The sequence below is a fragment of the Dysosmobacter acutus genome, assembly GCF_018919205.1.
Lineage (GTDB): Bacteria > Bacillota > Clostridia > Oscillospirales > Oscillospiraceae > Oscillibacter > Oscillibacter acutus.
Map to the genome: position 1 here is coordinate 2,034,121 of NZ_JAHLQN010000001.1, position 18,141 is coordinate 2,052,261.

The window sequence follows — 18,141 nt, forward strand, 5'->3', positions numbered from 1 at the left end:
TCCGCGCTTGGATATAATAGACATACTGATTTTGAAAAAGGAGCCATTTGAATGAATTCACAAACTTCTTCCATTCTGATGCTGGTAGTACTGATCGCCGTCTTTTACTTTATGCTGATCCGCCCTGAGAATAAGCGGAAAAAGGCTGCGGAGCAGATGCGCAACAGCCTGAAAAAGGGCGATACGATTACCACCATCGGCGGGATCGTGGGCAAGATCGTGACTGTGACCGAGAGCACCATCGTCATTGAAACCAGCGAGGACCGCGTCCGCCTTGAACTCACCAAGTGGGCGGTTTCCACCACCGGCGTCCAGGCCTCCACCGAGCCTGTCAAGGGCAAGAAGAAAAAGGACGAGGATGATATCCCCGAAGAAGAGGAGAGCACTGTGGAGTGTCCCGTGGATGAAATCCCCGCTCCGGAAGAGGAAAAACAGGACTGATTCTTCTAAACGCGCCTCCCCTGGAATATGCTTGTTTACAAAGAGCGTATTCCAGGGGAGGTTTTATGCTATGTCTAAGGGAAAAACGGCCATCACAGTGGGGAAGGGAATCGGCATATCACTGGCGCTGTATCTGCTGCTCCAGTTTTTATGGGCGCTGCTTCTGATCAAGTCCGTTGTTCCGGAGGAGCGCGCCGGAGTGCTGGTGACAGTGAGCTGTGGAATCGCCGCGTTTGTTGGCGCGCGCTTTGCCGCAAAAAAAGGCGCTGGATTCCCGTCGGCTCTGGGGAGCACATGCGGCTTTTTGGCGCTGGTGCTGCTTGCCGGCTACCTGATCTTTGACGGCATGGCGCAGCAGGGCTGGATCCTTCTGGCCGTGGGGCTGGTATGCGGATGTGTCGCCGGGATGAGCAAGGTGGGGAAGAAAAAGCGGAAAAAGCGGAAGCGTTGACTTCAGGTGGGGAAAGTCGCTGTAATTTTTCACAAAAATCCTCAAAGTATCAGAAAAGCCATTGACAAACTGCGGCGGAGGTGTTCTTGCGTGATCGCGAGACGCCTCCGCTGCGGCTTCGCCAATATCTGGTGGACATAATCGGGCTGTCACCCCACATCTTGGAATACAGCAAAAGGAAAAAGCTGTTGCCACAGCGCCCGTTTCGTATGTTTACATAATTCAATTTACATAATATTTTGTGATAATTTACAAAAAAGGAAAATTTCCAGAATAAGCCTTGCGAAGCGGGCAAAATTGCAATATATTTAGAAAGAAGCATAATTACGTCAACCGGGATTCTATTTGTCCTATCCGCCGCATAATCTGTTGCGAGGTGAGGCGGATGAATCGAATGAACAAACCGCTGGGCAGGCGGACGGAGGATCGGCAGACTGTACACCTTGTGCTGCTGTCCCTCTGCTTTGCAGTCGGCGTAATTTTAGGACAGGTCTTCAGCGCTAAGGCATCCAACGACCAGGAGCTGACACGGTATCTTAGTGAGTTCTTTCAAATCAGCGAAACGCTGGAGACGGGGATGTTCCTTCCGGCGCTGCTGATTTATTTTCGTTATCCGCTGATGGCCTTTTTGCTGGGCTTTGCGTCGATTGGGGCGCTGCTGCTGCCGCTGGTGTCGGCAGCATTTGGCTTCTTTCTCTCCTTTTCCGCCTGCTGTTTTGCCGGCGCCTATGGAAAAGAGGGGATTTTGCTGGCTGCGGCCGTGCTGGGGCTGCGCTGCCTTATTACGCTGCCCTGCTACTTTTGGCTGGCGGTGCCGTCCTTTCGAAACTCCATCTCCCTGGCGCTGCTCTCCTTTGGAAAGGGGAGGCGGTCGGCGCCAGTGGTTTACGATGCGGCCTGGTTTTTGCGCTTTGCCGCCTGTGTGGCGGTGCTGCTGGTCGGTGTTTTGTGTGAGGTCTATCTTTCGCCGCTCTTGGTGCGGCTTGCCTGCGCGCGGATTCTATAGAGAGAAGAGGAGGAGATTTTTTGGCAGCGGATTATATCGCCGGATATCGCGACTATCTGACGGATGTCAAGCACTCCTCCGCCAATACGGTCAGTTCTTATCTGAGAGACGTCACCCAGTTTCACACCTATCTGGAGGACAACGGGCAGAGTGATTTCAAAAAGGTAAAGCCCGAGACCATTAAAACCTACATGACCTGGATGTTAGGAAAAGGGAAGTCCGCCACCTCCGTCACCCGGTCGGTGGCGTCGCTGAAGTCCTTTTACGGCTACATGGTCAGCTATGGCTTCATGAAGACCTCTCCTGCAAAGGGAGTGGCTGCGGCCAAGGTGGAGCGCAAATATCCCCAGATCCTCACAAGCAAAGAGGTAGAGCTCTTTTTGGAGCAGCCCCAATGTGTGGATGCCAAAGGGTACCGGGATCACGCCATGCTGGAGCTGCTGTACGCGACCGGCATTCGGGTCAGCGAGCTGATCTCGCTGAACTTAGAGGACCTGAATCTGGCCGCCGGGCTGGTACACTGTGCAAGCAAGGGAAAAGAGCGGATCATCCCGCTGTACCACACTGCGGTAAAGGCGTTGCAGGACTATGTTAAGGACATACGCCCCCAGATCATCTCCGACGCCGACGAACGTGCCCTGTTTGTGAATATGAACGGCGAGCGCATGAGCAGGCAGGGATTCTGGAAGATCATCAAATACTATCAGGAGAAAGCCGGCATTGAGAAGGACATCACCCCTCATACGCTGCGCCACTCCTTTGCAGCCCATCTGCTGGAAAACGGCGCAGACCTCCGGTCCATCCAGGAGATGCTGGGCCACGCGGACATCTCCTCCACCCAGATTTACACCCATATGGTGAAAAAGCAGCTGAAGGACGTATACAACAAGGCCCATCCCCGGGCATAGTCCAACCGACGCGGCAGATTGCCGCGCCGGTTTTTTTGTGAAAATTTTTTTGGAAGCCTGCAATCAAAACAGGCCGATGGAGACTCTAAGAGGTAAAGAGAGGAGGGAGCGGATGGAGCAGATGGAGTTTGCCGGACGGGTGGAGTGCATCCGGGAGCGGCTCTACCGTACGGCATATCTGTACCTTGGCAGCCAGGCCGACGCCATGGAGGCGGTGGATGAAAGCGTCTACCAGGGGCTGCGGGCACTAAAGAAACTGCGTCAGCCGGAGTTTTTCGAAACCTGGCTCACCCGCATTCTGATCAATCAATGCAAAAAGGAGCTGCGTCGGAGAAAGCGTATGAGTCCGGAGGAGACGCTGCCGGAGGCGGCATCGGAACAATATGACGCACTACCGCTCCGGGAAGCCATCGGCCGTCTGCCGGAGGAGCTGCGCAGCCTCGTGATCCTGCGGTATTTCGGCGGCTACACCCTGCAGGAGACGGCCCTGAGCCTGGGAATTCCCCAGGGTACCGCATCCACAAGACAGCGCAGGGCACTGAGCCTTCTGCGCCTGGAGTTGGGAGAGGAGGAACACAATGAACCGAAAAGAGGAGTATAGCAAGTTGATGGAGGAGGTCAGTCAGGTTCCGCCAGAGCTTGCCTACACCGTACAGCGGGCCCAGGCCCGTCTGCGAACCAGGAAGCGTCTGCGCAAATTCCTGGGCGTGCCGGTGGGCAGCGTCCTGGTGTTCTTGGTCAGCTTTACGCTTCTGGTGAACCTGCTGCCAACCTTTGCCTACGCCTGCGGCCGGGTGCCGGTGCTGCGGGAACTGGCCAAGGCCGTGTCCTGGTCAGCCTCCCTCAGCGCGGCGGTGGAACACGAATATGTGCAGCCCATTGAGCAGGAACAGACGGAAAACAACGTCACCGCCCGGGTGGAGTACGTCATTGTGGATCAAAAACAGCTGATCATCTTCTACAGCCTGGACTCCGGGCTCTATGAGCATCTGGAGATCATGCCGGAGCTCCACAGCCTGAGCGGCGAACCCATGGAGGGATTCAGCCTGATGTACGGCGACTACGGCGTTCCCAACGGGGAGCTCAATTACCTGACGGCGGACTTTGAGAACAGCATGCCGGACGGCTTGCAGCTTAAAATGCAGGTGGCGGATTACAGCCACGAAATGGACTACAAGGAACCCGAAGAGAGCGGCATTCTGGCTCATCCGGAACATGAGGAGATGGAGTACGTGGCGGAATTCACTTTCTCCCTCCACTTTGACTCCTACTATACGGCTCAGGGCGACCGGATTGCCGTGGATCAGGACTTTGAGATAGACGGTCAGACTCTGACGCTTCAGGAGGCTGAGATATACCCCACCCATATCCGGCTGAATTTCACGGACGATCCGGAGAACACGGCCTGGCTCAAGGATTTGGAGTTCTATCTGGAAAATGAGGAGGGCCAGCGTTTTGATCCCGTTTCCAACGGCGTGACCGCCACCGGCAGGGCGGACTCCCCCATGATGGACTCCTTCCGGGTGGAAAGCAGTTTTTTTGCAAGCAGCAAGCATCTGACGCTGCACATCACTGGGGCGACATGGCTGGATAAGGAGCGGGAAAAAGTGGAGCTGAACCTGCGGGAGTGCACAGCGGAGTTCCTGCCTCAAGGCGTGGAATTCATCCGCTCGGAGGAGATGAAAAACGGATGGATTCTGACGTTCCGGGCGCCGAAACGGGAGGAGAGCGCCTTCTACCAGCTCTGGAGCCAGACCTTCTATGACGCGCAGGGCCATTCGTATGAGATTCGCTCTTGGAGCACTGGGATCGACCCGGAGGGCGGGGAGGACACCTTCAGCCAGGAGTTTCCCCTGGTGGGCTATACGGAGGGTTCGGTTTGGCTGGAACCCGCCTTCACCAGGATGGAGACCCTTACTCTGCCGGTTGCCGTGGATATTCGATAGAAAAAGGGACCTCCGGCCAATTGGCCGGAGGTCCCTTTTTCGGTTGCATCCGGAGAAGGGATTTGATATAATTATGATAATTTGGGGTGGAGGCGCGCAGCATGCTGATTTTGGGGATCGATCCCGGTATTGCCACCATTGGGTTTGGTCTGGTGGCATCTGACAGGGGACAGGTGAAAATGGTGCGCTACGGTGTGATCACCACGCCAGCCGGCCTGCCGCTTTCCAAGCGGCTCTTCCAGATTGAATCGGATATGGAGACGCTGATCGGCCAGCTGCATCCGGACGCCGTCTCTGTGGAAGAGCTTTTTTTCAACAACAACATCACCACTGGAATCGCCGTGGCCCATGGCCGCGGCGTGATCCTGTACGCAGCGGAAAAGTGCGGCATTCCTCTTTTTGAGTATACCCCCTCCCAGGTCAAGCAGGCGGTGGTGGGATACGGCAAGGCGGAAAAGCGGCAGGTGATGGATATGACCCGGCGGCTGCTGAAGTTGGACGCGGTCCCCCGGCCGGACGACGCGGCCGACGCGCTGGCACTGGCCATCTGCCACGCCCGCAGCGCCACGTCTCTTTTGAAACAGAACCCGGAGGCAAAGTCCACGGTTTAAGGAGTCTTGTATGTTTTATTATCTGGACGGCACGGTGGCGGAGCTGCAGCCCTACCTGGCGGTGATCGACTGCGGCGGGGTGGGGTATGCCTGCATGACCACCAACAATACGCTCTCCGCTTTGAAAAAGGGAGAGAGGGCCCGGCTCTATACCTACCTCCATGTGGGGGAGAATGTGTTCGGTCTCTACGGCTTTAGGACCCAGAGCGAGCTGAACAGCTTCAAAATGCTGATCAGCGTCTCGGGCGTGGGGCCCAAGGCGGCATTGGCCATCTTGTCGGTGGGTACGCCGGAGACTCTTGCCATGGCCATTGTCACCGGCGACGAAAAGGCGTTGACCGTGGCCCCGGGAATCGGCAAGAAGATCGCCCAGCGCATCATCCTGGAGCTGAAGGACAAGATCGCAAAGGAGCAGTCCGGCGCGCCCGTGGGCGGGGTGAGCACGGGTGCCTTTTCCTCCAAGGCAGCGGAGGCGGCGGCGGCTCTTGCGGTGCTGGGTTATTCCAGCCAAGAGGTGTCCGCGGCCATGAAGGGGATCGACGTGGAGTCTTTGCCGCTGGAGGAGATCATCCGCGCCTGCCTTAAAAAGATGGTGAAGTGATGGGCTTCAGCCTGAAAGGGATGAGCAATTGAGCATTGATTTTGGTAACGACATCTACGAAGAGCCGCTGGTCACCACCTCCTTTTTGCAGGAGGACGCCAGCGAAGGGTCTTTGCGCCCCAAAAGCTTAAAAGAATACATCGGCCAGGAAAAGGCCAAGGAAAACCTCTCCGTTTTCATCGAGGCGGCCCGCCGGCGCACGGAGTCCCTGGACCATGTGCTGCTCCACGGCCCGCCCGGCCTGGGCAAGACCACCCTTGCCGGCATCATCGCGGCGGAGATGGGCGTTAACATCCGCATCACCTCCGGCCCTGCCATCGAAAAGCCGGGAGATTTGGCGGCGCTGCTGACCAATTTGAATGAAAATGACATCCTCTTTGTGGATGAGATCCACCGGCTGAACCGGTCGGTGGAGGAGATTCTATATCCCGCCATGGAGGACTTTGCCATCGACATCATCGTGGGCAAGGGCCCCTCGGCCAACTCCATCCGGCTGGATCTGCCCAGGTTTACGCTCATCGGCGCCACCACCCGGGCGGGTCAGCTCTCCGCGCCGCTCAGGGACCGTTTCGGCGTCACGCTGCGGCTGGAGCTCTACACGCCGGAGGAGCTCACTCAGATCGTGACGCGCAGCGCCGGGATTTTGAACGTGCCTATCCAGTTGGAGGGCGCGCTGGAGATTGCCAGACGCTCCCGGGGGACGCCCCGCATCGCCAACCGGATGCTGCGCCGGGTACGTGATTTTGCCGAGGTGCGGGCCGACGGCACCATCACAAGAGACGTGGCGGACCTGGCCCTTTCCGCGCTGGAGATCGACTATTTGGGGCTGGACCCCATCGACCGGCGGATGCTGCGGGCCATCATGGAGAACTACGGCGGCGGCCCGGTGGGGCTGGAGACGCTGGCCGCCACCATCGGCGAGGAGTCCATCACCCTGGAGGACGTCTACGAGCCCTATCTGATGCAGCTTGGATTCCTCACCAGAACGCCCCGGGGCCGTTGCGTGACCCAAAAGGCCTATCAGCACCTCCATGTTTCCATCCCCGGCGGCGCCGCGCCTGCGTCGCCCATGGACCAGTTGACGCTGGAATGAACTTTCTTGCCCAGATCAAGCTCCGGCGGGAACTGCCGGAGAATTCCTACCTGCGCGATCTTGCACCGGTGCGCTATTTGATGGAGGGCCATGTGCTGTCCTTTGAGTCCCCCGTGACTTTTTTCGTGGGAGAGAACGGCACAGGCAAGTCCACCCTCCTGGAGGCCATCGCAGTGGCCTGCGGCTTCAACGCCGAAGGCGGGACCCGGAACTTCCGCTTTTCCACCAACGACACTCACTCGGTGTTGGGAGAGTATCTGACCCCAGCCCGCAGGAGCTACCCCAAGGACGGGTTTTTCCTCCGGGCGGAGAGCTTTTACAACGTGGCCACCAACATCGACCGGCTGGACGCCGAGCCCTCCTTCGGCCCGCGGCTCATCGACAGCTATGGCGGTGTATCGCTGCACTGTCAGTCCCACGGCGAGAGCTTTCTGGCCCTGGTGCAAAACCGGTTCCGGGGCGATGGGCTCTATTTGTTGGATGAACCGGAGGCGGCGCTGTCCCCCTCCAGGCTGATGGTGCTGTTGGCTGAGATGCACCGCCTGGTGGAGGCCGGCTCCCAGTTCGTGGTCGCTACCCATTCGCCGATTTTGATGGCCTACCCCGGCGCGCAGCTCTATGAGCTGAGCGGGGCAGGCATCCGGCAGGTGGCCTATCAGGAAACGGAGCACTATCAATTGACCAGGCAATTTTTAAATCATCCGGAGCAGATGCTGCATTATCTGCTGGAGAAATAGGAAAGGAACTTCCTTGTATGGGTAAATTATTTGGTACAGACGGAATCCGCGGCGTTGTGGGAGAAAATCTGACCGCTGATCTTGCGTTTCGGGTGGGGCAGGCTGTGGCAGTGGTCCTTGCGGAGGACCTGGGCCGCCGCCCGGTCATCACCATTGGCAAGGACACCCGAATCTCTTCCGACATGCTGGAGTCCGCGCTGATGGCCGGCATCTGCTCCGTGGGCGGGGACGTGAAGCCCCTTGGCACCATCCCCACGCCCGCCGTGGCCTTTTTGACGGTGCAGGAGCGCTCCGACGCGGGAATCGTGATCTCCGCGTCCCACAACCCCTATGAGCACAACGGGATCAAGGTCTTCAACGGCCAGGGGTATAAGCTGCCCGACGCAACCGAGCTGCGGGTGGAGGAGAGGGTTCTCTCCGCTGCGCCCATGAAGCTGCGCACCCGGCAGGAGATCGGCCGCCGCCATCACGGTATGCGCCAGCTCAAGCGGGACTATATCGATTATTTGGCCTCCACCATCGAAAGCGACCTGGGCGGTCTGAAGATCCTGGTGGACTGCGCCAACGGAGCTGCCAGCGCCACCGCGCCCGAGCTCTTCGGCCGCTTTAAGGCCCATACGGATTTTATCCACCGGGACCCGGACGGAATCAACATCAACAGCCGCTGCGGTTCCACCCACCTGGAGGATCTCTGCCGCAGCGTGGTGTCCGGCGGATACAACGTGGGCGTGGCCTTTGACGGCGATGCGGACCGCTGTCTGATGGTGGATGAGACCGGAGGCGTCATCGACGGGGACAAAGTGATTGCCGCGTGCGCCGCGGATATGAAGCGCAGGGGAAAGCTCAACGGGAATACCGTGGTGGCCACGGTGATGTCCAACCTTGGGCTCCACGAGTTCTGCAAAAGCAGCGGCATTGAGCTGATCTGCACCGGTGTTGGAGACCGGAACGTGCTGGAAAAGATGCTGGAATGCGACTACCGCATCGGCGGAGAGCAGTCCGGTCACACCATCTTTACCGAGTTTGCAACCACCGGGGACGGGGAACTGACGGCGCTTCAGTTTTTGCAGATTCTCAGTGATTGCGGGAAGAGCGCCTCAGCACTCACCTTGGGATGCCCTCAGTATCCCCAGGTGCTGCACAATGTGGAAGTGCCTCACTCCGGCGGTGTGAAAGAGCAGATTATGGCGTCCGGGGCGTTGAGGGAGGCCGTTGCGGAGGAGGAAAAGCGCCTGGCTGGAGCGGGGCGCGTCCTGGTGCGCGCATCCGGTACCGAAGCGCTGATTCGGGTCATGGTGGAGGCAAAAACAGAGTCGGAAGCGGAAAAATGTGCAATGAACTTGGTGGATTTTATAAAATCACTAAAATTTTAACAAATCGAGCTTGTAAATTTGATAATTTGCTTGACATTTTTACCGGAAGACAGGTATAATACGTTATGTACAAATGCAATGAGAAAACCAATCCCCCCTTTGAACGTCTGACAGATGAAGAGCTTTGTGCTCTGGCCGCCGCGGGCAGCCGGGAGGCGGAGGAGATCTTGGTGACAAGATACAACCGTCTGGTACGCACATGTGCCCGCCCTTATTTTCTAATCGGTGGGGACAGCGAGGACTTAACCCAGGAGGGAATGGTAGGTCTCATTAAAGCGGTCCGGGAATATGATGGTGCCAAAGAGGCGTCTTTTCGGACTTTTGCAGAAATCTGTATACGAAATCGGCTGTATTCGGTTTTGCGCGCTGCAACAAGAGACAAACACTCCCCGCTGAATCAGTCGGTTCCATTGGATACACCCTTCTTTGAGAGTAATTCCTACACCGCGGCTACCCGGAATATGGCACAGCGCAATCCTGAAGAGTATATCATCGACAGGGAACACGCAGAAAGCGTATTGTCCGGCGTCCGAAAGCAGTTGTCCGAGTTCGAAACGAAGATTTTAGGGTATTATTTAGATGGTCTTTCGTGTCGGGAGATTGCCGAATCAGTAGGCAAATCCCCCAAATCTGTGGACAACGCTGTGCAGCGCGTCCGGCGCAAGGTTGCGCAATATTCCGGCGAGATCAGCAAAAGCTGAACGCAATATATTTTTTCTATCAAAGAGAGGGTAAAGATCATGTACGAAGACAAGACTTTAGTGTGCAAAGAGTGTGGCCAGGAGTTCGTGTTCACCGCTGGCGAGCAGGAGTTCTATGCAGAGAGAGGCTTCCAGAACGAGCCCCAGCGCTGCAAGTCCTGCCGTGATGCCCGCAAGAACGCTGCCCGTGGTCCCCGTGAGTATTTCACCGCTGTTTGCGCAGCTTGCGGCGGCGAGGCCAGAGTTCCTTTCGAGCCCAAGTCTGACCGTCCTGTTTACTGCAGCGAGTGCTTCGCCAAGATGCGCGAGCAGAACGCCTAAGCAGAGCAGCGACTCAACTTTGCTGTTGAAAAAGCGTCCGCCAACAGGCGGACGCTTTTTTTGAGATTTTGACAGTGTTCTCTCTATTTTCTATTGAAATGGTACTGAGATCAGGGTATAATAAATACGCAACAATTCTGCGCTGGCCGCGAATTGAATTTAAACTGGAGGATACACTTCTATGGTTGAAATTACGAAAGACACCATCATTGGTGATATTTTGGATGTAGCGCCTCAGACCGCTCCCATTTTCCTGTCCATCGGCATGCACTGCCTGGGCTGCCCCTCTTCCCGGGGTGAGACGGTGGAAGAAGCCTGCATGGTCCACGGAATCGATGTGGACAAGCTGCTGGCCCTGGTCAACGAGGAAGCCAACAAGGCCGCTGAATAACAGCAAGACGCATACGGGGCCACTCCCCGTATGCGTCTTCTACCGATCATCAGATGAGCTGCTGGCCGGCTACCTCCCGATAGATGAGCCTGCCGTCCCGGCGGAGGGATTCCATCAGGCTGATCCGTTCGATGGAACAGGTGGGCGGCCGCACTGTGATCTCGTCGGCCCGGAAGGCTCCATAGGGCCGGAATTGACGGCAGAGCGTCAGATGGGGCCGGTAGGGCCTTTGTTCCAGTTTGAATCCGGCCGCGCGGAATGACCCCTCCACCTGGCGCTGTAAACTCAGCAGGGCTGGGGATGGGTCTACTCCCGCCCAGTATAGATCTCCAAAGGACCCAAGGCCGCCGATTGAAAGGGGAAAGGCCGTCCCTTGAACCATGGAAAGCGCCTGACGGGCCGCCTCCTCATTCCCGGTTTCCCCAATAAAGATCAAGGTGAGGTGAAGGTTTTCCGGCCGGGTAAAATTGCCCCGGCCCAGCTCTTTCATCCGGCTGACGGCGTTGAGCAGGGAGGACCTCACCGGGCAGGGAAGCTGGATAGCAACAAATAACCGCATGCATATCTCTCCTTTTTCGTTATCTTACCCGCGCGGGGAGAGAATGTCAACGCGAAGGAGGGAAGGGATGCAGCCAAAGCGCAGATTGGAGCTTCAGCCCAGGCTTCAGGCCATTGCAGACTGGGTGCGTTCCGGTGCAAAGATCGCTGATATTGGCACGGATCACGGCTATTTGCCGGTTTGGCTCCTGCAAGCCGGCGTCGTGGAATATGCCATTGCCAGCGATATCAACGAATCTCCTCTGGAGCATGCCCGCCGCACATCCCGTGAGTACGGTCAGAAGATGGAATTTCGCCTGTGCAACGGCCTGGACGGGATTTTCCCCCAGGAGGCGGACACAGTGGTCATCGCCGGGATGGGCGGGGAAAACATCGCCTCCATCATAGAGCGGGCGCCCTGGACCAGAGAAGGCCATACGCTGCTGCTTCAGCCCATGTCCAAGCCCGAATATCTACGCGGCTTTCTGGCCGGTCACGGCTATCAGGTGACCCGGGAGCGGCTGGTGCGGGATAAAGGCGTCCTGTACCCTATCCTTGAGGCCATGGGCGGCAGCATGGAGCCGCCTTCTCCCGGCAGGCTTTACGGCGGAATCGCCCTTGCGTCGGACCCCCTGGAGGGAGAGTACCTGAGCTGCTTAATTGGGAAGCTCAGTCGCGCGGCTCAGGGGCTCCGGCAGGCAAAGGACGGTTCGGAAAGGGCTGCTGAACTGGACGGGATTGTCCAGGAACTTCAGAAGATGAGAAAGGAGTGGGAGGATGCCGACTGTTCAGCAGATTGAAGCAAAGCTGTTCGAATTTGCCCCGCCGGACTTGAAAATGGACTGGGACAATGTGGGACTGCTGGTGGGCGAGCCGGACCGGCTGGTGGAAAAAGTCCTGGTGGCTCTTGATATCACCTGGGAAGTGGCCGAGGAAGCGTCGCGGATCGGCGCGCAGCTCATTGTGGCCCACCATCCGCTCATCAACTGCAAATGGCTGCCTGTGCAGACGGTGCGCAGCGACACACCCCAGGGCGCATTGCTGATCGCGCTGCTTAAAGGTGATATTTCCGCCATCTGTATGCATACCAATCTGGATGCGGCGTCAGGCGGCGTCAATGACGCTCTGGCGGCCGCCCTGCGGGTGAACGACCCTGGGCCGCTGACCCGGGAGGGCATTGGGCGCGTGGGCACGTTGAGTGAGCCTGTGCCCCTCAGGCGGTTCGTTGCGGAAGTTTCCCGGTGCCTTCACTGCAACGGCCTGCGCTATGCCGACGGCGGCAGAAGCGTCCATCGTGTGGCGGTGGGCGGCGGCGCCTGCGGCGATTTTGTGGATCAGGCCGTTGCGGCCGGCTGTGACACCTTTGTCACCTCTGATCTCAGCTACCATGACTTTTTAGATGCCAGACCAAAGGGCATCAACTTGATTGACGCCGGACATTTTCCCACGGAGCAGGTGGTCTGCCCGGTGATCATTGATACGTTAAAACAGGCGTTCCCGGAATTGGAGATCGTCTTGTCCGCTTCCCATGGGGAAGTGATTCAGTACTATGTATAAGGAGAGGTTTACTTATGTCCGGACATTCCAAATGGCATAATATCCAAAAGACCAAGGGCGCGGCGGACGCCAAGCGCTCCCAGGCCTTTACCAAGATTGCCCGTGAGCTCATCGTTGCGGTGAAGGAGGGCGGCAGCGGCGACCCCAACAACAACTCCCGGCTGGCCACCGTCATTGCCAAGGCCAAGGCAGTGAACATGCCCAACGACAATATCAAGCGCACCATTGACAAGGCGCTGGGCGCCGGCAATACGGACAACTACGAAAACGTAACCTATGAGGGCTACGGCCCCAACGGCGTGGCCGTGATCGTGGAGGCGCTGACCGACAACCGCCAGCGCACGGCTCCGGAGGTCCGCCACTACTTTGATAAGTTCGGCGGCAACCTGGGCGCTGTGGGCTGCGTCTCCTGGTCCTTTGACCGCAAGGGCGTTATTGTTATCGACAACTCCGAAGGGGAGCTGGAGGAGGATACCGTGATGATGGACGCCATAGAGGCCGGTGCCGCGGACTTTGAGGCGGACGGCGAGGCCCTGGAGATCACCACGGACCCCGACGCTTTCAACGATGTAGTCAAGGCGCTGGAAGCCAAAGGCTACAGCTTTGTGAACGCGGATATCGAGATGGTTCCTCAGAACTACGTGACCCTTGAGAGCGAGGACGACGTAAAGAACATGGAAAAGCTCATCGACTTCCTGGAGGAAAACGACGACGTGCAGAACGTCTGGCACAACTGGCAGCAGGACTGACAGAAAAGGCGGGACCGGAATGAATCCGGTTCCGCCTTTTTCATACGTGAGAGGCCGCCGGCGTATTACGCCAGCGGCCTCGTGTACAGTGCGAGTGAGACTATAAGCCGGGTTCTGTATCTGACAGTCATCTATCTTGCCGTACTGTTGCCAATACGGTCCAGCCACCCCGGGAGCGGTCGGGCAAACCATAGCTCCCATACCGGTGTTGCTCCGAATAGAGTTTACAGCGATGGGCACTCTCGAGCCATCGGGTGAGCTCTTACCTCACCTTTCCATCCTTACCAAAGCGGTTTGACCCGGTTTGGCGGTTTATTTCTGTTGCACTTTTCCTGAAGTCGCCTTCGGCGGGCGTTACCCGTTATTCTTGCCCTGTGGAGCCCGGACTTTCCTCATAAGCGGCCTTTCGGCACAGCTTACGCGACTGTCTGTCTTACTCGTACGGTTTATTGTATCGAATCCGGCGGAAAAAGTCAATGAAAAAGCGGCCCATACAGACAGCTTTTCGTTGCGAAATACTGGAGGGGATGGTATAATTTTAAAGTTAAAGTCCGCAGGGCGTCAGCCCCGCTTTTTGGAGGCAATCGTATGAATCTTCAGGAATATCTCCACTCCATTCAGGATAAAACCGTGGCGGTGATCGGCATCGGCGTCAGCAACACGCCCCTGTTGGAGCTGCTGGCCAAGTCGAGTATCTCCGTGACCGCCTGCGATAAAAAAGAGAGGGATGCCTTGGGCGAGACAGCCGACCGTCTGGAATCCATGGGTGTCCAGCTCAAGCTGGGCCCCGGGTATCTCAGAGGCCTGCGCCAGGACATCATCTTCCGCACGCCGGGCCTGCGCCCCGATGTTCCGGAGCTTCTGGAGGCCAGAGAGCGGGGCAGCGTCATCACATCGGAGATGGAGGTCTTCTTTGAAGTATGCCCCTGTCCCATTCTTGCCGTATCCGGCAGCGACGGCAAAACCACCACCACCACGGTGATTTCCGAATTTTTGAAGAAAGAGGGGAAAGGGGTCTACGTGGGCGGAAACATCGGCCACCCGCTGTTAGCGGAAGCAGGTCAGATGCGTCCGGAGGACGTGGCGGTTTTGGAGCTCTCCTCCTTCCAGCTGATGACCATGAACCGCAGCCCCCATGTGGCCGTGCTGACCAATCTGGCCCCTAATCACCTGGACGTTCACAAAGACATGGCGGAATATGTGGCGGCCAAGGAGAACCTTTTTCTCCATCAGTCCGATGACGATCTGGCGGTTTTCAACCGGGACAACAAGATCACCTACGAGCTCTCCAAGGAGGCAAGGGGGCGTGTGAGGCTGTTTTCACGCACCTGTGAGTTGGAGGAGGGCGTCTTTCTCCGGGGCGGCGCCATCGTCTGCCGCTCCGGCGGAACAGAGCGTGAAGTGCTGAAAACAGAGGATATTTTCCTGCCGGGCGTGCATAATATCGAAAACTATATGGCCGCCATCGCGGCGGTGGAGGGCCTGGTCTCCGACGAAACCATCCGGGAGGTTGCAAGAACCTTCCAGGGAGTGGAGCACCGCATCGAACTGGTGCGCACCCTCAGGGGCGTCCGCTACTACAACGATTCCATTGCCAGCAGCCCCTCCCGCACCATCGCCGGGCTCCGCTCTTTTCCGGAAAAGGTCATCCTGATCGCCGGCGGCTATGATAAGCACATTCCCTTTGACGTGCTGGGGCCCGAAATCGTGGAGCATGTCAAGCTGCTGATCCTTTGCGGCGCCACGGCCGATCAAATCCGAGCCGCCGTGACGGGGGCTTCCAATTATCGGCCGGGCTGTCCGGAGATGGTGGAGGTCCACACCCTTCAGGAGGCGGTGGAGACCGCGTCCAATCGTGCGGTTTCCGGGGATGTGGTGACGCTTTCACCGGCCTGCGCGGCCTTTGACCAATTTCCCAATTTCATGGTGCGGGGAACGGCGTTCAAATCCATTGTCAATGATTTGAAATAAGGAAAAGCTGTCTTTGCATAGGCTTTCATGATGAGGTGAGGCCAATGCGCGGATACTTTTTCTACCGATACCGGCTGAGCCGGAAGAAATCGGCGCTGGCGCTGTTTTTTCTTGTGTCAGTCCTGCTGGCCATCGCGCTGCTGACGGCCACGTTTCAGCTCAGGCCCATCCTGAGCAGCATGGCCACGGCCCGCGTGTCCAACACGGTGACCAGGGTGGTCACCGAGGCGGTGAACCAGACCATCGACAGCGGGGAGATCGACTACAGCAATCTGGTGTCTTTTGAAAAGGACAATGATGGAAAGGTGACGGCGGTCAAAAGCAATATGGCGGAGTTCAACCGTCTCCAGTCCAAGATTTTGGACCGGGTGCTGGAGAAGCTCTCCGAGGTGTCCACCAAGGAGCTGTCCATTCCCCTTGGCAGTTTGAGCGGCTCCGCGCTGCTCTCCGGCCGCGGGCCGCTGATTACGGTTAAAATGCAGTCTGTGGGATCGTCGTCTGCATCTCTGGAGAATGTCTTTACCTCCGCGGGGATCAATCAGACGCGGCACCAGATTCAGCTCAATGTGGATGTGGTCGCCAGCATCCTGATGCCCGGGTTTTCCACCGCCACCAAGGTGAGCAACTCCTTTGTGGTGGCGGAGACCGTGATCGTGGGGTCAGTGCCGGAATCCTATACCTATTTCAATTCAGACGCACCCATTGCAGAGGATGCCAGGGAATTTATTTTGAACGGAAATTGAGGAGAACTTCATGGACTATCGTGAGAAAATGAAGGAACTGCGGGACACGCTGAACGAGCATGGATATCGCTACTATGTTTTGGATGATCCCATTATTCAGGACTATGAATACGACCAGCTGCTCCGCCAGCTTGAGGATTTGGAAAAGGAGCATCCGGAGGAAATCACACCGGATTCTCCCACCCAGCGGATCGGCGGACGGACGCTGGAGGGATTTGACACCGTGACCCATGAGGTGCCTCTGGAGAGTTTGCAGGACGTATTCTCTCCGGAGGAGGTGGAGGAGTTCTGCCAGCGGATGGAGAATCAGCTGGGCGGCGATGTGGAGTACACGGTGGAGCCAAAGGTCGACGGACTCTCCGTTGCGCTGGAATACCGGAACGGGGCCTTTTTCCGGGGCGCCACCCGCGGCGACGGCCGGGTGGGGGAGGATGTCACGGAGAACCTGAGAACCATCATGTCGATTCCCATGACGCTGCCGGAAAAGCTCCCGAAGCTGATTGTCCGGGGAGAGGTCTATATGTCCCGCAGCGTATTTGAGGAGCTCAACGCCATCCGGGAGCTCAACGGAGAGCCGCTCATGGCAAATCCAAGAAATGCGGCCGCCGGCTCCCTGCGCCAGTTGGACCCCAAAATTGCGGCAAAGCGGCGTCTTGACATCCAGATTTTCAATCTTCAGCTTGCTGAGGGAAAGAAGTTCTCCTCCCATACCGAAACGCTGCACTACCTGGAAAGCCAGCATTTTAAGGTAATTCCTTATCATACGGTATCCAAGGCGTCCGAATGCCAGCGGGAGATCGTGCGGCTCAATGAAGAGCGGCTGCAATTTCCCTTTGAAATCGACGGCGCTGTGGTCAAAGTCAACAGTCTGAGCGCCAGAGAGTTCCTTGGCAGCACGTCCAAAAATCCAAAGTGGGCCATTGCCTATAAGTACCCGCCGGAAAAGAAGCCCTCCAGAGTGGTGGATATTGTGGTTCAGGTGGGACGCACCGGCGTGCTGACGCCCAAGGCCACCTTGGAGCCGGTCCACCTGGCCGGGACCACCGTCACCAGCGCCTCACTGCACAATCAGGACTATATCGCGGAAAAAGACATCCGGATTGGGGATACGGTCATTGTGCAGAAGGCCGGCGAGATCATCCCGGAAATCGTGGAGGTGGACCTTTCCAAGCGACCAGAGGGAACGTCGCCCTATCAGTTCCCGGAGGCCTGCCCCGTCTGTGGCGCTCCGGTTTTCCGGGACATCGACGGCGCTGCCATCCGCTGCACAGGAGCGGAGTGTCCGGCCCAGCTGCTTCAGAACCTGACCCACTTTGCAAGCCGGGACGCCATGGATATCGACGGTCTGGGGCCTGCGGTCCTGCAGCAGATGATTGAGGCAAAGATAGTGTCCAACGCGGCGGACCTCTACGATCTGAAGGCGCCGGAGATCGCCCAATTGGATCGCATGGGCGTCAAATCCGCCGATAACGCGGTGGCTGCCATTGAGAAATCCAAGGGCAACGACCTGTCCCGCCTGCTTTACGCCCTGGGTATCCGCCAGGTGGGGGTGAAGGCCGCCAAGGTGCTCTCCTCCCACTTCAGAAGCTATGACGCCCTTGCGCAGGCCACGTTGGAGGAACTGACGGAGATCGAGGACATCGGCGCCGTCACCGCCCGGTTCATCCTCGATTGGGTGCGGAGCCCGCAGTCTAAAGACCTGATCGACCGCCTGAAAAAGGCCGGCGTCAATATGGAGAGCGTCAACCAGATGGTGGATGATCGCTTTTCCGGTATGACGTTCGTCCTGACCGGGGCGCTGAGCAAATTCACCCGGGACGAAGCCGCCGCGCTAATCGAAGAGCGGGGCGGGAAATCCGCCGGATCGGTCTCCAAGAAGACCACCTACGTGGTGGCCGGAGAGTCGGCGGGTTCCAAGCTGAAAAAGGCCCGGGACCTGGGCGTTCCCGTACTGACGGAAGAGGAGTTTGAAGAGATGCTGCGCTGAGCAAAAGTGGTATCACT

Annotated in this window: 21 protein-coding genes and 1 other RNA gene; 20 read left to right on the plus strand and 2 right to left on the minus strand. The window is 57.6% G+C overall.

Features of this window, described 5'->3' with window-relative positions; genetic code table 11:
* Nucleotides 1-51 precede the first annotated feature (51 nt).
* The 14 genes from yajC to KQI82_RS09895 all read left to right on the plus strand — a co-directional run bounded on the left by yajC (nucleotide 52) and on the right by KQI82_RS09895 (nucleotide 10,580).
* A complete protein-coding gene (yajC, locus tag KQI82_RS09830; RefSeq protein ID WP_216632587.1) occupies nucleotides 52-441 on the plus strand; it encodes a preprotein translocase subunit YajC in 390 nt (129 codons plus the stop codon).
* A gap of 70 nt (nucleotides 442-511) precedes the next feature.
* Entirely contained in the window at nucleotides 512-892 is a 381-nt protein-coding gene (locus KQI82_RS09835; RefSeq protein WP_216632588.1) for a TIGR04086 family membrane protein, read from the plus strand.
* Between the two features lie 394 nt (nucleotides 893-1,286).
* Nucleotides 1,287-1,898: a stage II sporulation protein M gene (locus KQI82_RS09840; protein WP_216632589.1), complete on the plus strand. Its 612-nt coding sequence runs from the start codon at nucleotides 1,287-1,289 to the stop codon at nucleotides 1,896-1,898.
* A 20-nt stretch (nucleotides 1,899-1,918) separates the two neighbouring features.
* Nucleotides 1,919-2,806 (plus strand): site-specific tyrosine recombinase XerD, encoded by an 888-nt coding sequence (xerD, locus tag KQI82_RS09845; protein WP_241426685.1) that lies wholly within the window; start codon nucleotides 1,919-1,921, stop codon nucleotides 2,804-2,806.
* A 112-nt stretch (nucleotides 2,807-2,918) separates the two neighbouring features.
* On the plus strand, nucleotides 2,919-3,407 hold the full coding sequence (locus tag KQI82_RS09850; RefSeq protein WP_216632590.1) for a sigma-70 family RNA polymerase sigma factor: 489 nt from the start codon (nucleotides 2,919-2,921) through the stop codon (nucleotides 3,405-3,407).
* Nucleotides 3,385-4,752, plus strand: coding sequence for a DUF4179 domain-containing protein (locus KQI82_RS09855; RefSeq protein WP_216632591.1), 1,368 nt, complete (start codon nucleotides 3,385-3,387; stop codon nucleotides 4,750-4,752). The genes KQI82_RS09850 and KQI82_RS09855 overlap by 23 nt, the downstream gene beginning before the upstream one ends.
* Nucleotides 4,753-4,853: 101 nt before the next feature.
* Nucleotides 4,854-5,363 carry a crossover junction endodeoxyribonuclease RuvC gene (gene ruvC / locus KQI82_RS09860; protein ID WP_216632592.1) on the plus strand — a complete coding sequence of 170 codons (510 nt, stop codon included), beginning with the start codon at nucleotides 4,854-4,856 and terminating at the stop codon, nucleotides 5,361-5,363.
* 10 nt (nucleotides 5,364-5,373) lie between these two features.
* Nucleotides 5,374-5,964, plus strand: a complete 591-nt coding sequence (gene ruvA / locus KQI82_RS09865; protein ID WP_216632593.1) for a Holliday junction branch migration protein RuvA — start codon at nucleotides 5,374-5,376, stop codon at nucleotides 5,962-5,964.
* Nucleotides 5,965-5,992: 28 nt separating this feature from the next.
* Nucleotides 5,993-7,057 (plus strand): Holliday junction branch migration DNA helicase RuvB, encoded by a 1,065-nt coding sequence (ruvB, locus tag KQI82_RS09870; RefSeq protein ID WP_216632594.1) that lies wholly within the window; start codon nucleotides 5,993-5,995, stop codon nucleotides 7,055-7,057.
* Nucleotides 7,054-7,794: an AAA family ATPase gene (locus tag KQI82_RS09875; RefSeq protein ID WP_216632595.1), complete on the plus strand. Its 741-nt coding sequence runs from the start codon at nucleotides 7,054-7,056 to the stop codon at nucleotides 7,792-7,794. Before ruvB ends, KQI82_RS09875 begins: the two co-directional genes overlap by 4 nt.
* A gap of 17 nt (nucleotides 7,795-7,811) precedes the next feature.
* Nucleotides 7,812-9,167 (plus strand): phosphoglucosamine mutase, encoded by a 1,356-nt coding sequence (glmM, locus tag KQI82_RS09880; RefSeq protein ID WP_216632596.1) that lies wholly within the window; start codon nucleotides 7,812-7,814, stop codon nucleotides 9,165-9,167.
* Nucleotides 9,168-9,232: 65 nt separating this feature from the next.
* Entirely contained in the window at nucleotides 9,233-9,868 is a 636-nt protein-coding gene (locus KQI82_RS09885) for a sigma-70 family RNA polymerase sigma factor (RefSeq protein ID WP_216632597.1), read from the plus strand.
* A 39-nt stretch (nucleotides 9,869-9,907) separates the two neighbouring features.
* On the plus strand, nucleotides 9,908-10,189 hold the full coding sequence (locus KQI82_RS09890; RefSeq protein WP_187333993.1) for a zinc-ribbon domain containing protein: 282 nt from the start codon (nucleotides 9,908-9,910) through the stop codon (nucleotides 10,187-10,189).
* Nucleotides 10,190-10,370: 181 nt separating this feature from the next.
* Nucleotides 10,371-10,580 carry a DUF1858 domain-containing protein gene (locus tag KQI82_RS09895; protein ID WP_187333994.1) on the plus strand — a complete coding sequence of 70 codons (210 nt, stop codon included), beginning with the start codon at nucleotides 10,371-10,373 and terminating at the stop codon, nucleotides 10,578-10,580.
* 49 nt (nucleotides 10,581-10,629) lie between these two features.
* Here KQI82_RS09895 and thpR read toward each other — a convergent pair whose 3' ends face one another.
* Nucleotides 10,630-11,139: an RNA 2',3'-cyclic phosphodiesterase gene (gene thpR, locus KQI82_RS09900; RefSeq protein ID WP_216632598.1), complete on the minus strand. Its 510-nt coding sequence runs from the start codon at nucleotides 11,137-11,139 to the stop codon at nucleotides 10,630-10,632.
* Nucleotides 11,140-11,206: 67 nt separating this feature from the next.
* Between thpR and KQI82_RS09905 the strand changes: the two genes are divergently transcribed.
* From KQI82_RS09905 to KQI82_RS09915, 3 genes are read left to right on the plus strand one after another with little or no spacing between them, the layout of a single operon-like run.
* Complete coding sequence (locus KQI82_RS09905) at nucleotides 11,207-11,917, plus strand: class I SAM-dependent methyltransferase (protein WP_216632599.1); 711 nt, start codon at nucleotides 11,207-11,209, stop codon at nucleotides 11,915-11,917.
* Entirely contained in the window at nucleotides 11,895-12,674 is a 780-nt protein-coding gene (locus tag KQI82_RS09910; RefSeq protein WP_216632600.1) for a Nif3-like dinuclear metal center hexameric protein, read from the plus strand. The genes KQI82_RS09905 and KQI82_RS09910 overlap by 23 nt, the downstream gene beginning before the upstream one ends.
* 14 nt (nucleotides 12,675-12,688) lie before the next feature.
* Nucleotides 12,689-13,423, plus strand: coding sequence for a YebC/PmpR family DNA-binding transcriptional regulator (locus KQI82_RS09915; protein WP_216632601.1), 735 nt, complete (start codon nucleotides 12,689-12,691; stop codon nucleotides 13,421-13,423).
* 87 nt (nucleotides 13,424-13,510) lie between these two features.
* Here the strand turns inward: KQI82_RS09915 and rnpB are convergent.
* Nucleotides 13,511-13,863, minus strand: an RNA gene (gene rnpB / locus KQI82_RS09920) — RNase P RNA component class A.
* Nucleotides 13,864-14,011: 148 nt separating this feature from the next.
* Here rnpB and murD point away from each other — a divergent pair.
* Genes murD through ligA form a run of 3 tightly spaced genes read left to right on the plus strand, consistent with a single transcriptional unit; the run spans nucleotide 14,012 to nucleotide 18,124 of the window.
* Complete coding sequence (gene murD, locus KQI82_RS09925; RefSeq protein WP_216632602.1) at nucleotides 14,012-15,394, plus strand: UDP-N-acetylmuramoyl-L-alanine--D-glutamate ligase; 1,383 nt, start codon at nucleotides 14,012-14,014, stop codon at nucleotides 15,392-15,394.
* Nucleotides 15,395-15,438: 44 nt separating this feature from the next.
* Nucleotides 15,439-16,137 (plus strand): sporulation protein YunB, encoded by a 699-nt coding sequence (yunB, locus tag KQI82_RS09930; RefSeq protein ID WP_216632603.1) that lies wholly within the window; start codon nucleotides 15,439-15,441, stop codon nucleotides 16,135-16,137.
* Nucleotides 16,138-16,147: 10 nt separating this feature from the next.
* A complete protein-coding gene (gene ligA, locus KQI82_RS09935) occupies nucleotides 16,148-18,124 on the plus strand; it encodes an NAD-dependent DNA ligase LigA (RefSeq protein ID WP_216632604.1) in 1,977 nt (658 codons plus the stop codon).
* Nucleotides 18,125-18,141 lie beyond the last annotated feature (17 nt).